Origin of the sequence: Pseudomonas sp. B21-048 (assembly GCF_024748615.1) — a bacterium.
Taxonomy (GTDB): Bacteria; Pseudomonadota; Gammaproteobacteria; order Pseudomonadales; family Pseudomonadaceae; genus Aquipseudomonas.
Genome location: NZ_CP087168.1, coordinates 5050037 through 5064262 on the forward strand (window position 1 = coordinate 5050037; position 14226 = coordinate 5064262).

Here is a 14226-nt window from a genome sequence, read left to right on the forward strand (position 1 = left end):
AAGCCCTCGCAAAATGAGTGACGCTAAAATTAGAAGCGGTAGTGCGAGAAAGCCTTGTTGGCTTCAGCCATACGGTGCACGTCTTCACGCTTCTTAACTGCAGCACCTTTGCCTTCAGCGGCGTCCAACAGCTCGCCAGCCAAACGCAGAGCCATAGACTTCTCGCCGCGCTTGCGGGCGAAGTCTACCAACCAGCGCATTGCCAGAGCGTTACGACGGGACGGACGAACTTCGACCGGAACCTGGTAAGTAGCACCGCCTACACGGCGCGACTTTACTTCGACCAGCGGAGCGATGGCGTCGAGAGCTTTCTCGAAGATTTCCAGGGGATCGCTGTTCTTGCGTTCTTTAACCTTTTCCAGCGCGCCATAAACGATACGCTCGGCAACGGCTTTCTTGCCGCTTTCCATTACGTGGTTCATGAACTTGGCCAGGATCTGGCTGCCGTATTTTGGATCGTCAAGCACTTCGCGCTTGGCTGCTACGCGTCTTCTTGGCATGGATAAGCCCTCAAACGGTCTTCAGGTTCGCTCGGAATCGGTGCCCTTTCGGGACGCCTCCGACCTTACTCTTATCGACTCAGAAAAATAGAAAATCAGTTTTTACAAAAAGCCACTACTACTTAGGCTTCTTGGTACCGTACTTCGAACGACCCTGGTTACGACCTTTAACGCCGGAAGTATCCAAAGAACCGCGTACGGTGTGGTAACGAACACCTGGCAAGTCTTTTACACGACCGCCGCGGATCAGTACCACGCTGTGCTCTTGCAGGTTGTGGCCTTCACCGCCGATGTACGAGGAAACCTCGAAACCGTTGGTCAGACGCACACGGCATACTTTACGCAGTGCCGAGTTAGGTTTTTTCGGCGTGGTGGTATACACACGGGTGCATACGCCACGACGTTGCGGGCAGTTCTGCAGCGCAGGCACGTCGGATTTCTCGACGATACGCTTACGCGGCTGACGTACCAGCTGGTTGATAGTTGCCATCTACTAGCTCCACTGTTGTCTTGCGACGCTATTGTCTTGCAAGAAAAGCAAAATGGCAGGAACGAATTCCCGCCAAATTTAGGGGTACAAGAGTCTAAAGAGGATCTTGCCCCCAGTCAAGGCAAGGCCCCGACCTCCCCACTCATCCAACCTCGACAAATTGTCTCGATTCGATGAACGGAACGGCCAGGGCCCTACCCTCATTTATCGCAGAACTCAGTTACCGCTCGAGTTCAGCGCTTCGGTCAGTGCAGCTTCCACTTCACTGGCGCTTACGCGCAACGGTTTGTCAGCATCACGGCGGCGCTTACGCTCGCTGTGATAAGCCAGACCGGTACCGGCCGGGATCAAACGACCCACGACTACGTTTTCTTTCAGGCCGCGCAGGTAATCGCGCTTGCCGGTTACCGCCGCCTCGGTCAGTACGCGAGTGGTTTCCTGGAAGGAAGCCGCCGAGATGAACGATTCGGTGGACAACGACGCCTTGGTGATACCCAGCAGTACGCGAGTGAACTTGGAAACGAATTTCTCGTCGCCAGCCAGACGCTCGTTCTCTACCAGAACGTGAGTCAATTCCATCTGGTCGCCCTTGATGAAACTGGAATCGCCGGATTCAGCGATTTCAACTTTACGCAGCATCTGACGCAGGATGGTCTCGATGTGCTTATCGTTGATCTTCACGCCTTGCAGACGATAAACGTCCTGGATCTCGTTCACGATGTACTTGGCCAGCGCACTCACACCCAGCAGACGCAGGATGTCGTGTGGATCGCTCGGGCCGTCGGAGATAACTTCGCCGCGGTTTACCTGTTCGCCTTCGAAGACGTTCAGATGACGCCACTTCGGAATCAGCTCTTCGTACGGATCACTACCGTCATTCGGGGTGATAACCAGACGGCGCTTGCCTTTGGTCTCTTTACCGAACGCGATGGTGCCGCTGACTTCAGCCAGAATCGAGGCTTCTTTCGGACGACGAGCTTCGAACAAGTCGGCAACACGCGGCAGACCACCGGTGATGTCACGGGTTTTCGAAGTCTCTTGCGGAATACGAGCGATAACATCACCGATCGCGATTTTCGCACCGTCCGCTACACCGACCAGGGCGTTGGCAGGCAGGAAGTACTGAGCGATTACATCGGTGCCCGGCAGCAAGAGATCCTTGCCGTTGTCATCAACCATCTTCACAGCAGGACGGATATCTTTACCGGCAGCTGGACGGTCTTTGGCGTCGAGTACTTCAATGTTGGTCATACCGGTCAATTCGTCAGTCTGACGCTTGATCGTGATGCCTTCTTCCATGCCCACGTAGGTCACGGTACCTTTCATTTCGGTAACGATTGGGTGAGTGTGCGGATCCCACTTGGCCACGATTGCGCCAGCGTCGACCTTGTCACCTTCTTTAACCGAAATCACAGCACCGTACGGCAGCTTGTAACGCTCACGCTCACGACCGAAGTCATCAGCGATCGCCAGCTCACCGGAACGGGACACAGCAACCAGGCAACCATCCACTCGCTCAACGTGCTTCAGGTTATGCAGACGGACGGTACCGCCATTCTTCACCTGAACGCTATCAGCCGCGGAGGTCCGGCTTGCCGCACCACCGATGTGGAACGTACGCATGGTCAGCTGGGTACCCGGCTCACCGATGGACTGGGCAGCGATAACGCCGACCGCTTCACCAATGTTCACCTGATGACCACGAGCCAAGTCACGGCCGTAGCACTTGGCGCAAATGCCGTAGCGGGTTTCGCAGCTGATCGGCGAACGCACGATCACTTCGTCGATGCTGTTCAGCTCGATGAACTCGACCCACTTCTCGTCTACCAGAGTGCCGGCAGGAACGATAACTTCCTCAGTACCTGGCTTGAATACGTCACGAGCGATGACACGACCCAATACGCGCTCACCCAACGGCTCAACAACGTCACCGCCTTCAATGTGCGGAGTCATTACCAGGCCATGTTCGGTGCCGCAATCGATCTCGGTCACAACCAGATCCTGCGCGACGTCTACCAGACGACGAGTCAGGTAACCGGAGTTCGCAGTTTTCAACGCGGTATCCGCCAAACCTTTACGAGCACCGTGAGTGGAGATGAAGTACTGAAGTACGCTCAAACCTTCACGGAAGTTCGCAGTAATCGGCGTTTCGATGATGGAGCCGTCCGGCTTGGCCATCAGGCCACGCATACCGGCGAGCTGACGGATCTGCGCAGCAGAACCCCGTGCGCCCGAGTCGGCCATCATGTACATCGAGTTGAAAGACTCTTGGTCGACTTCGACGCCATGACGATCGATGACTTTCTCTTTCGAGAGATTGGCCATCATCGCCTTGGAAACTTCGTCGTTCGCCTTGGACCAAAGGTCGATCACTTTGTTGTACTTCTCGCCCTGGGTTACCAGGCCGGAGGCGTACTGACTTTCGATCTCTTTCACTTCGTCAGTGGCAGCACTGATGATGCGGGCTTTTTCATCCGGGATAACGAAGTCGTTAACACCGATGGAAACGCCGGAAATGGTCGAATAAGCAAAACCGGTGTACATCAACTGGTCAGCGAAGATCACGGTCTCTTTCAAACCAACCACGCGGTAGCACTGGTTGATCAGCTTGGAGATCGCCTTTTTCTTCATCGGCAGGTTGACGACGTCGTACGACAGACCTTTTGGCACAACCTGGTACAACAGCGCACGGCCGACAGTGGTGTCGACGATACGGGTGTTGCTCACGCTGCCGCCGTCACGGTCGTTGACGGTTTCGTGGATCCGCACTTTGACCTTGGCGTGCAGTGCGGCTTCGCCGGCACGGAACACACGGTCAACTTCCTGCAGATCCGCGAACACACGACCTTCGCCCTTGGCGTTGATCGCTTCACGGGTCATGTAGTACAGACCCAATACAACGTCCTGCGAAGGAACGATGATTGGCTCACCGTTGGCTGGCGACAGAATGTTGTTGGTCGACATCATCAACGCACGCGCTTCCAACTGGGCTTCCAGTGTCAGCGGTACGTGCACGGCCATTTGGTCGCCGTCGAAGTCGGCGTTGTACGCGGCGCAGACCAGAGGGTGCAGCTGGATAGCCTTACCTTCGATCAGTACCGGTTCAAACGCCTGGATACCCAGACGGTGAAGGGTCGGTGCACGGTTGAGGAGAACCGGGTGTTCGCGAATCACTTCAGCGAGAACGTCCCAAACCTCTGGCAGCTCGCGCTCGACCATCTTCTTGGCAGCTTTGATGGTGGTAGCAAGACCACGCATTTCCAGCTTGCCGAAAATGAACGGCTTGAACAGCTCGAGAGCCATCTTCTTCGGCAGACCGCACTGGTGCAGACGCAGGGTCGGGCCAACGGTAATTACCGAACGACCAGAGTAGTCAACACGCTTACCGAGCAAGTTCTGACGGAAACGACCCTGCTTACCCTTGATCATGTCAGCCAGGGATTTCAGAGGACGTTTGTTGGAACCGGTGATAGCGCGACCACGACGACCGTTGTCGAGCAGTGCGTCGACAGCTTCCTGCAACATACGCTTTTCGTTGCGCACGATGATGTCCGGAGCGGACAGATCAAGCAGACGCTTCAAGCGGTTGTTACGGTTGATCACTCGACGATACAGATCGTTGAGGTCGGAAGTCGCGAAGCGACCGCCATCCAGCGGGACCAGTGGACGCAGATCTGGCGGCAGAACCGGCAGAACGGTCAGCACCATCCACTCTGGCAGGTTGCCGGAACCCTGGAAGGCTTCCATCAACTTCAGACGCTTGGACAGCTTCTTGATCTTGGTTTCGGAGTTGGTTTGCGGAATTTCTTCACGCAGACGGCCAATCTCGTGTTCCAGGTCGATAGCGTGCAGCAGTTCACGGACAGCTTCAGCACCCATACGGGCATCGAAATCGTCGCCGAACTCTTCCAGCGCTTCGAAGTACTGCTCGTCGTTGAGCAGCTGACCTTTTTCAAGGGTGGTCATGCCTGGATCGATAACGACATAGCTCTCGAAGTAGAGAACGCGTTCGATATCACGCAGGGTCATGTCCATCAGCAAGCCGATACGCGACGGCAGCGATTTCAGGAACCAGATATGGGCAACTGGCGAGGCCAGTTCGATGTGCGCCATGCGCTCACGACGAACTTTTGCCAGCGCGACTTCAACGCCGCACTTCTCGCAGATCACACCACGGTGCTTCAAGCGCTTGTACTTACCGCACAGGCACTCGTAATCCTTTACCGGGCCAAAGATCTTGGCGCAGAACAGGCCGTCACGCTCAGGTTTGAACGTACGGTAGTTGATGGTTTCCGGCTTTTTAACTTCACCGAACGACCACGAACGGATCATCTCAGGCGATGCCAATCCAATACGGATGGCGTCGAACTCTTCGACTTGACCCTGGTTTTTCAGCAAATTCAGTAGGTCTTTCAAGGCCTTTCCTCCTGGCGGAGCAGAGAGCGGGCAATCCTGCCCCGCTCTCGATTCGCGTCACGTGTTATTCGGTTTCCAGATCGATATCGATGCCGAGGGAACGAATTTCTTTGATCAACACGTTGAAGGACTCGGGCATGCCCGGCTCCATACGGTGATCGCCGTCCACGATGTTTTTGTACATCTTGGTCCGACCGTTCACATCGTCCGACTTCACTGTGAGCATTTCTTGCAGAGTGTAAGCAGCACCGTATGCTTCCAGTGCCCAGACCTCCATCTCCCCGAAACGCTGACCACCGAACTGCGCCTTACCACCCAGCGGCTGCTGGGTAACCAGGCTGTACGAACCGGTAGAACGAGCGTGCATCTTGTCGTCTACCAAGTGGTTCAGCTTCAGCATGTACATGTAGCCAACAGTAACCGGGCGCTCGAACTTGTTGCCGGTACGGCCGTCAGTCAGCTGCATCTGGCCGCTTTCTGGCAGGTCTGCCAGTTTCAGCATGGCCTTGATTTCGCTTTCCTTGGCGCCGTCGAACACTGGAGTGGCCATTGGTACGCCGCCACGCAGGTTCTTCGCCAGATCCAGGATTTCCTGGTCGGAGAAGCTATCCAGATCTTCGTTACGACCGCCGATCTGGTTGTAGATCTCGTCCAGGAAGGTGCGAAGTTCAGCAACCTTACGCTGCTCTTCGACCATCCGGTTGATCTTCTCGCCCAGACCTTTGGCCGCGAGGCCCAGGTGGGTTTCAAGGATCTGACCAACGTTCATACGCGAAGGTACGCCCAACGGGTTGAGGACGACGTCGACCGGGGTGCCATTGGCATCGTGCGGCATGTCTTCAACCGGCATGATCACGGAGACCACACCTTTGTTACCGTGACGACCGGCCATCTTGTCGCCCGGCTGGATGCGACGACGGATTGCCAGGTAAACCTTGACGATTTTCAGCACGCCTGGAGCCAGGTCATCGCCCTGCTGCAGTTTGCGCTTCTTGTCTTCGAACTTGTCATCCAGCAGACGGCGGCGATCAACGATGTAGGCCTGAGCCTTCTCGAGCTGCTCGTTCAGAGCATCTTCGGCCATGCGCAGTTTGAACCACTGACCATGCTCAAGACCGTCGAGAACTTCGTCGGTGATTTCCTGACCTTTCTTCAGACCGGCGCCGCCTTCGGCTTTGTGGCCGACCAGAGCGGAACGCAGACGTTCGAAAGTGGCGCCTTCAACGATACGGAACTCTTCGTTCAGATCCTTGCGGATCTCGTCGAGTTGAGTCTTCTCGATCGACAGTGCACGAGCATCACGCTCAACGCCGTCGCGGGTGAAGACCTGTACGTCGATGACAGTACCCTTGGTGCCGGTAGGCACACGCAGGGAAGTGTCTTTAACGTCGCTGGCTTTTTCACCGAAGATGGCACGCAGCAGTTTTTCTTCCGGAGTCAGTTGGGTCTCGCCTTTCGGAGTGACCTTACCCACCAGGATGTCGCCTGCGCCAACTTCAGCACCTACGTAAACGATACCGGCTTCGTCCAGCTTGTTCAGTGCAGCTTCACCCACGTTCGGGATGTCTGCAGTGATTTCCTCTGGCCCAAGCTTGGTGTCACGCGCCACACAGGTCAGTTCCTGAATGTGGATCGTGGTAAAGCGATCTTCTTGAACAACTCGTTCCGACAGGCAGATGGAGTCTTCGAAGTTGTAACCGTTCCAGGCCATGAACGCGATGCGCATGTTCTGACCCAGCGCCAGTTCACCCATATCGGTGGACGGACCGTCAGCCATGATGTCGCTGCGCTGAACCCGATCACCCTTGCTCACCAGCGGACGCTGGTTGATGCAGGTGTTCTGGTTGGAGCGGGTATATTTGGTCAGGTTATAGATGTCGACACCAGCTTCACCGGTTTCAACTTCATCATCAGCAACACGAACCACGATACGGCTGGCGTCGACAGAATCGATAACGCCACCACGACGAGCCACGACGCAAACGCCGGAGTCACGAGCTACGTTACGCTCCATGCCGGTACCGACCAGCGGCTTGTCAGCGCGCAGGGTGGGTACAGCTTGACGCTGCATGTTCGAACCCATCAACGCACGGTTGGCGTCATCGTGCTCGAGGAACGGGATCAGCGACGCGGCAACCGAAACTACCTGCTTCGGAGAAACGTCCATCAAGGTGACGTCTTCCGGCGCCTTGACGGTGAACTCGTTCAAGTGACGAACAGCTACCAGCTCGTCGATCAGCATTTTCTTGTCGTTCATCGTGGCCGAAGCCTGAGCGATCACGTGATCAGCTTCTTCGATGGCGGACAGGAACACGATCTCGTCGGTGACCAGAGCGTCTTTCACCACACGGTACGGGCTCTCGAGGAAGCCATACTGGTTAGTGCGCGCATAGGCTGCCAAGGAGTTGATCAGACCGATGTTCGGACCTTCCGGCGTTTCAATCGGGCATACACGACCGTAGTGAGTCGGGTGTACGTCACGCACCTCAAAGCCAGCACGCTCACGAGTCAAACCGCCAGGGCCGAGTGCAGAAACACGACGCTTGTGGGTGATCTCGGACAGCGGGTTGTTCTGGTCCATGAACTGGGAAAGCTGGCTGGAACCGAAGAACTCTTTCACCGCCGCAGCCACTGGCTTGGCGTTGATCAGGTCTTGCGGCATCAGGCCTTCGCTTTCAGCCATCGACAGACGCTCTTTGACCGCACGCTCAACACGTACCAGGCCAACGCGGAACTGGTTCTCGGCCATTTCGCCTACGCAGCGAACACGACGGTTACCCAAGTGGTCGATGTCATCGACGATGCCTTTACCGTTACGGATGTCGACCAGAGTCTTCAGTACCGCGACGATGTCTTCTTTGCACAACACGCCCGAACCTTCGATCTCGGTACGACCGATACGACGGTTGAACTTCATCCGGCCGACCGCAGACAGGTCGTAGCGCTCAGGGCTGAAGAACAGGTTGTTGAACAGGGTTTCGGCAGCGTCTTTGGTTGGCGGCTCGCCTGGACGCATCATGCGATAGATCTCGACCAGCGCTTCCAATTGGTTGCTGGTGGAGTCGATCTTCAGAGTGTCGGAGACGAACGGACCGCAGTCGATATCGTTGGTGTAGAGCGTTTCGATGCGAACAACCTGGGACTTGGCGATTTTTGCCAGGATCTCGGTGTTCAGCTCGGTGTTGCACTCTGCCAGGATTTCGCCGGTTGCCGGATGCACGATGACCTTGGCGGTAGTGCGGCCCAGGACGTAGTCCAGAGGCACTTGCAGCTCTTTGATCCCTGCTTTTTCCAGCTGGTTGATGTGGCGAGCGGTGATACGACGACCTTGCTCGACAATAACCTTGCCTTTGTCATCCAGGATATCCAGGACAGCAATTTCACCACGCAGGCGCTGAGGCACCAGTTCCAGGCTGAGGTTTTCACCTTGCACGTGGAAGACGTTGGTGGTGTAGAACGCGTCCAGCACTTCTTCAGTGGTATAGCCCAGCGCGCGCAGCAGTACCGATGCAGGCAGCTTGCGACGACGGTCGATACGCACGAACACGCAGTCTTTCGGGTCGAACTCGAAGTCCAGCCACGAACCGCGGTAAGGAATGATGCGCGCGGAGTACAGCAGTTTGCCGGAGCTGTGCGTCTTGCCACGGTCGTGGTCGAAGAACACGCCCGGGGAACGGTGCAGCTGGGAAACGATTACACGCTCGGTACCATTGATTACAAAGGTACCGTTTTCAGTCATCAGGGGGATTTCACCCATGTAGACTTCTTGCTCTTTAATGTCCTTGATCGCTTTGTTCGACGATTCTTTGTCGAAAATGATCAGGCGCACTTTTACCCGCAAAGGTACGGCGTAAGTTACACCGCGCAATACGCATTCTTTGACATCAAATGCCGGTTCGCCCAGGCGATAACCGACGTACTCCAGCGCAGCATTGCCGGAGTAGCTGATGATCGGGAAAACGGATTTGAAGGCCGCATGCAGGCCCACGTCGCGGAACTGATCTTTAGTCGCTCCCGCCTGCAAGAATTCACGATACGAATCCAGCTGGATTGCCAGGAGATACGGCACATCCATGACGTCCGGCAACTTGCTAAAGTCCTTGCGGATACGTTTTTTCTCAGTATATGAGTAAGCCATCAGCGTTCCCCAGCTTGGTCACCTGCTTGTTTGGCCCCTCCCGACGGGAGCAGCCAGAAAATCGTGCAAACCCCATGGTTTGCGCCACCGCATCGGGTGGTTACAGCTCGTTACCAGCGCCGACCCAGCCGGCTGCCAATAACGGAAAAAGGCCGGTGGCAAGAGCCACCAGCCATCAGCCTTTCGCTTAACGCTCGGGCTGGAGGTGCAAAGTCGATGCTTACTTCAGCTCGACTTTAGCGCCTGCTTCTTCCAGAGTTGCCTTGGCTTTGTCAGCTGCGTCTTTCGAAACAGCTTCCAGAACCATGGCAGGAGCGCCGTCAACTACAGCCTTGGCTTCTTTCAGGCCCAGACCGGTCAGTTCACGTACTGCCTTGATCACGTTAACTTTCTTCTCGCCAGCTTCGGTCAGCATGACGTTGAATTCGGTTTGCTCTTCAACAACAGCGGCAGCAGCAGCTGGACCAGCCGATGCAGCAGCAGCGGTAACACCGAATTTTTCTTCGAAAGCTTTGATCAGCTCAACAACTTCCATTACGGACATGTTGCCAACTGCTTCAAGGATATCGTTCTGAGAGATAGACATGAATCTAATTCCTGATATTGGGGACGGCCTTCGCGACCATCGAAATAAACAAAAAACGCGAGGAGATGACGAGCCTTAGGCTGCGGCAGCTTCTTTCTGGTCGCGAACGGCCGCCAGTGTACGAGCCAACTTGCTGGTTGCGCCTTGAATCACGCTCATCAGCTGAGAAATAGCTTCGTTACGGGTCGGCAGAGTTGCCAGTACGTCGATCTGATTAGCTGCGAGGAACTTGCCCTCGAACGCAGCTGCCTTGATCTCGAACTTGTCCTGACCTTTTGCGAACTCTTTGAAGATACGAGCAGCAGCGCCCGGATGTTCCTTGGAGAATGCAATCAAGGTCGGGCCAGTGAACACGTCGTTGAGAACACTGTATTCAGTGTCAGCAACAGCGCGCTTGAGCAGGGTGTTACGTACGACACGTACGTAAACGCCAGCTTCACGAGCCTCTTTACGGAGTCCGGTCATTGCGCCTACTGTTACGCCACGGGCATCAGCCACGACAGCGGACAGAGCGACTTTGGCAGCCTCGTTGACTTCAGCGACGATGGCCTTCTTGTCTTCGAGTTTAATTGCCACGGGTTTAACTCCTGCTTGTTACCGTTTCATCTGGCCGAAGCCGGATGTCGTTTTGGTGTCTGATTCGGTAAGGAACCGGGAGCACCATCTGCGTAGGCTTGTGGTTTAAGACTTGCGTCGCCTACGGTCTTGGATAGCCCCCGCCAGGCAGGGACCCCAATCTTTCGATTGGCGCAATCGCTTGCGCCAGCCTTTGTCTTACGCGTCGAGCGAGCCTTGGTCGATGACCAGACCTGGACCCATGGTGGTGCTCAGGGTAACGCGCTTGACGTAAATACCTTTCGAGGAAGCTGGCTTGATACGCTTCAGATCAGCGATCAGGGCTTCAACGTTTTCCTTCAGCTTGACGGCATCGAAGCCGACTTTGCCAACGGAGGTGTGGATGATGCCGTTTTTGTCGGTGCGATAACGAACCTGACCAGCCTTGGCGTTTTTAACCGCGGTAGCTACGTCTGGAGTTACAGTGCCAACTTTAGGGTTAGGCATCAGACCACGTGGACCAAGGATCTGACCCAACTGACCAACAACGCGCATGGCATCCGGGGATGCGATAACTACGTCATAGTTCAGGTCGCCGCCTTTCATTTCGGCAGCTAGGTCGTCCATACCTACACGGTCAGCGCCGGCAGCCAGAGCAGCCTCGGCAGCTGGACCCTGGGTGAACACAGCAACGCGAACAGTCTTGCCAGTGCCGTGTGGCAGCACGGTAGCGCTACGAACGACCTGGTCGGATTTACGCGGGTCAACACCCAGGTTCACAGCAACGTCGAACGACTCGCTGAACTTGACAGTCGACAGCTCAGCCAGCAGAGCAGCAGCGTCTACAAAGTTGTAGGACTTGCCTGCTTCGATTTTGCCGGCGATAGCCTTTTGACGCTTGGTCAACTTAGCCATTACACACCCTCCACGTTAAGGCCCATGCTACGAGCAGAACCGGCGATAGTACGCACGGCTGCTTCCATATCAGCTGCAGTCAGATCCGCGTTTTTGGTTTTCGCGATTTCTTCCAGCTGAGCACGGGTCACAGTGCCAACCTTAACGGTGTTCGGACGAGCGGAACCGCTAGTCAGACCCGCAGCCTTCTTCAGCAGAACCGAAGCAGGTGTGGATTTGGTTTCGAAAGTGAAGCTACGGTCGCTGTAGACAGTGATGATCACTGGAGTCGGCAGACCTGGCTCAAGACCCTGAGTACGGGCGTTGAAAGCCTTGCAGAATTCCATGATGTTCACGCCATGCTGACCCAGAGCAGGACCAACAGGTGGGCTTGGGTTAGCCTGAGCGGCCTTCACTTGCAGCTTGATGTAAGCGGTAATCTTCTTGGCCATGAGGCACTCCAATTACGGGTTCGAACGCCTCGAAAGGCTCCCCGGTTACTTGCGCGTTTATCCCAGTGACGACAAAACCCCACAGCCTAGGGCTGCGGGGTTGGGATGCTTGCCCAGCTAGACCTTTTCGACCTGACTGAACTCTAACTCTACCGGAGTAGAGCGACCGAAAATGAGCACTGCCACTTGGATCCGGCTCTTTTCGTAGTTAACTTCTTCAACCGTGCCGGTAAAATCAGCAAACGGTCCGTCATTCACACGTACCGACTCGCCCGGCTCGAATAATGTCTTCGGCTTCGGCTTGTCGCTACCATCAGCAACGCGACGCAGAATCGCTTCCGCCTCTTTATCTGTGATCGGCGCAGGCTTATCAGCAGTACCGCCGATAAAACCCATTACCCGAGGAGTATCCTTGACCAAGTGCCAAGTACCCTCATTCATGTCCATCTGAACCAGCACATAACCCGGGAAGAATTTGCGCTCGCTTTTGCGCTTCTGGCCATTGCGCATTTCAACCACTTCTTCAGTGGGGACCAGAATCTCGCCGAAGCCATCTTCCATGCCAGCCAGCTTTACGCGCTCGACGAGCGAGCGCATTACATGCTTCTCGTAACCGGAGTAAGCATGCACAACGTACCAACGCTTAGCCACGGGACACCCTTAGCCGACAATCAAAGAAACAAGCCAGCCGAGCAGGGAATCAAGCCCCCACAACAGCAACGCCATAACCAGAACAACAGCCACAACGATCAACGTGGTCTGCGTGGTTTCCTGGCGAGTTGGCCATACGACTTTACGAATCTCGGTGCGCGCCTCTTTGACAAGCACAAAGAAAGACCTGCCCTTGATTGTCTGCAGGCCTACAAAGGCAGCTACAGCAGCAATCACGAGCAAAGCGAGTACACGGTACAGGATCGGCGAAGCAGAATAATACTGATTGCCAACAACGCCAACAACCACCAAAGCGACTACTACTAGCCACTTGAGCAGATCGAAGCGAGAGCCTTGAGCTTCAGCTTTAGGAGTCATCTATGAAGATCCTGTGAAAAGAAAGCCAGACACACCTGGTGAATCTGGCAGGTCAGGAGGGAATCGAACCCCCAACCTACGGTTTTGGAGACCGTCGCTCTGCCAATTGAGCTACTGACCTAAAACGAAATCAGGCCGACCATTATGCCGATCTGAAAAAGACTTTACAACAACTTACTCAACGACCTCGACCATCCCACCGACACCAGAGCAAACAACGACCCTCGCGAACAGCACGAAACAACCACAAGCCATTAAAACAAAGGCAGATATTTTCATATCTGCCTTGTTATATGGAGCTCTTGAGCGGATTTGAACCGCTGACCTCACCCTTACCAAGGGTGTGCTCTACCAACTGAGCTACAAGAGCGCAACACTTTGCAAAACCTGCAAACTTGGAGCGGGTAGCGGGAATCGAACCCGCATCATCAGCTTGGAAGGCTGAGGTTCTACCACTAAACTATACCCGCGAGGCTTGCAGCTCTCGCTAAAAATGGTGGAGGGGGAAGGATTCGAACCTTCGAAGTCGTAGACGTCAGATTTACAGTCTGATCCCTTTGGCCGCTCGGGAACCCCTCCTAAGCGAGCCGGCATTCTACATCATGCCAGCCTTCTGTCAAGCATTTTTCTCATTAAAAACCTGAGCTTAGCTGCGTTGACCTCGCTTCGCATTGCTAACCGTTAAAGATCTTCACTGCGGAGCGGGCGCCATTCTATGCAAACTATTCGACGGGTGCAACCCCCTCGCACGGCATTATTTTATGTTTTAACTCATTGAATTCTTTAGAAAGGTTTTGCAACTGCGAGTCACCCAGCAAACGCTGGCTCTCCGGGGCTATGCGCACCCAGTAACCAGCATATTCGGGGAGATCCTTCGGCAGGGACTGAAACTTGATATCCATGTCACTCAATCGACGCTCGATTATCTGGGCGATTTCCGGTCGAGCAGAACCTCCCAGATAGAGACAACTGCTATCCGCCTGCGTAGATTTTCCTTTGTCTCGAGTAGCATCAGTTGCCTCGCTCAACAAACGAATATCCTGCTGCGAGCCGCGATACAAACTCAAAGGGGTTACATCTTTCGCGCGAAGCGGAGCCTCCTGCTGGTGCCAGACGTAATAGAACATATTGAGAACAAGCAACAGCAGGAACAACCAACGCATAAA

General features: G+C 55.0%; 11 protein-coding genes and 4 tRNA genes. All 15 read right to left on the minus strand.

The window, feature by feature from the left end:
- Positions 1–29: 29 nt before the first annotated feature.
- The 15 genes from rpsG to LOY56_RS23800 all read right to left on the minus strand — a co-directional run bounded on the left by rpsG (position 30) and on the right by LOY56_RS23800 (position 14223).
- The gene (rpsG, locus tag LOY56_RS23730; protein WP_002555493.1) at positions 30–500 is read right to left on the minus strand and encodes a 30S ribosomal protein S7; all 471 of its coding nucleotides are present in this window, start codon (positions 498–500) and stop codon (positions 30–32) included.
- Between the two features lie 118 nt (positions 501–618).
- Positions 619–990 (minus strand): 30S ribosomal protein S12, encoded by a 372-nt coding sequence (gene rpsL / locus LOY56_RS23735; RefSeq protein ID WP_002555494.1) that lies wholly within the window; start codon positions 988–990, stop codon positions 619–621.
- Positions 991–1206: 216 nt separating this feature from the next.
- Positions 1207–5406 carry a DNA-directed RNA polymerase subunit beta' gene (rpoC, locus tag LOY56_RS23740; protein ID WP_258617453.1) on the minus strand — a complete coding sequence of 1400 codons (4200 nt, stop codon included), beginning with the start codon at positions 5404–5406 and terminating at the stop codon, positions 1207–1209.
- Positions 5407–5470: 64 nt separating this feature from the next.
- Positions 5471–9544, minus strand: a complete 4074-nt coding sequence (gene rpoB, locus LOY56_RS23745) for a DNA-directed RNA polymerase subunit beta (RefSeq protein ID WP_258617462.1) — start codon at positions 9542–9544, stop codon at positions 5471–5473.
- Positions 9545–9764: 220 nt separating this feature from the next.
- Positions 9765–10130, minus strand: coding sequence for a 50S ribosomal protein L7/L12 (rplL, locus tag LOY56_RS23750; protein WP_095054551.1), 366 nt, complete (start codon positions 10128–10130; stop codon positions 9765–9767).
- A gap of 75 nt (positions 10131–10205) precedes the next feature.
- Positions 10206–10706: a 50S ribosomal protein L10 gene (gene rplJ, locus LOY56_RS23755; protein WP_008030884.1), complete on the minus strand. Its 501-nt coding sequence runs from the start codon at positions 10704–10706 to the stop codon at positions 10206–10208.
- Positions 10707–10904: 198 nt separating this feature from the next.
- Entirely contained in the window at positions 10905–11600 is a 696-nt protein-coding gene (rplA, locus tag LOY56_RS23760) for a 50S ribosomal protein L1 (protein WP_007896626.1), read from the minus strand.
- On the minus strand, positions 11600–12031 hold the full coding sequence (gene rplK, locus LOY56_RS23765) for a 50S ribosomal protein L11 (RefSeq protein ID WP_007933726.1): 432 nt from the start codon (positions 12029–12031) through the stop codon (positions 11600–11602). The genes rplA and rplK overlap by 1 nt, the downstream gene beginning before the upstream one ends.
- A 117-nt stretch (positions 12032–12148) precedes the next feature.
- Positions 12149–12682, minus strand: coding sequence for a transcription termination/antitermination protein NusG (nusG, locus tag LOY56_RS23770; protein ID WP_007896622.1), 534 nt, complete (start codon positions 12680–12682; stop codon positions 12149–12151).
- A gap of 9 nt (positions 12683–12691) precedes the next feature.
- On the minus strand, positions 12692–13060 hold the full coding sequence (secE, locus tag LOY56_RS23775; RefSeq protein WP_258617473.1) for a preprotein translocase subunit SecE: 369 nt from the start codon (positions 13058–13060) through the stop codon (positions 12692–12694).
- Between the two features lie 45 nt (positions 13061–13105).
- Positions 13106–13181 (minus strand) — tRNA-Trp (locus LOY56_RS23780).
- A gap of 173 nt (positions 13182–13354) precedes the next feature.
- Positions 13355–13430: transfer RNA gene (locus LOY56_RS23785), tRNA-Thr, on the minus strand.
- Positions 13431–13456: 26 nt separating this feature from the next.
- Positions 13457–13530: transfer RNA gene (locus LOY56_RS23790), tRNA-Gly, on the minus strand.
- A 24-nt stretch (positions 13531–13554) separates the two neighbouring features.
- A tRNA-Tyr gene (locus tag LOY56_RS23795) sits at positions 13555–13639 on the minus strand.
- Positions 13640–13782: 143 nt separating this feature from the next.
- The gene (locus LOY56_RS23800) at positions 13783–14223 is read right to left on the minus strand and encodes a hypothetical protein (RefSeq protein WP_258617475.1); all 441 of its coding nucleotides are present in this window, start codon (positions 14221–14223) and stop codon (positions 13783–13785) included.
- Between the last annotated feature and the right edge of the window lie 3 nt (positions 14224–14226).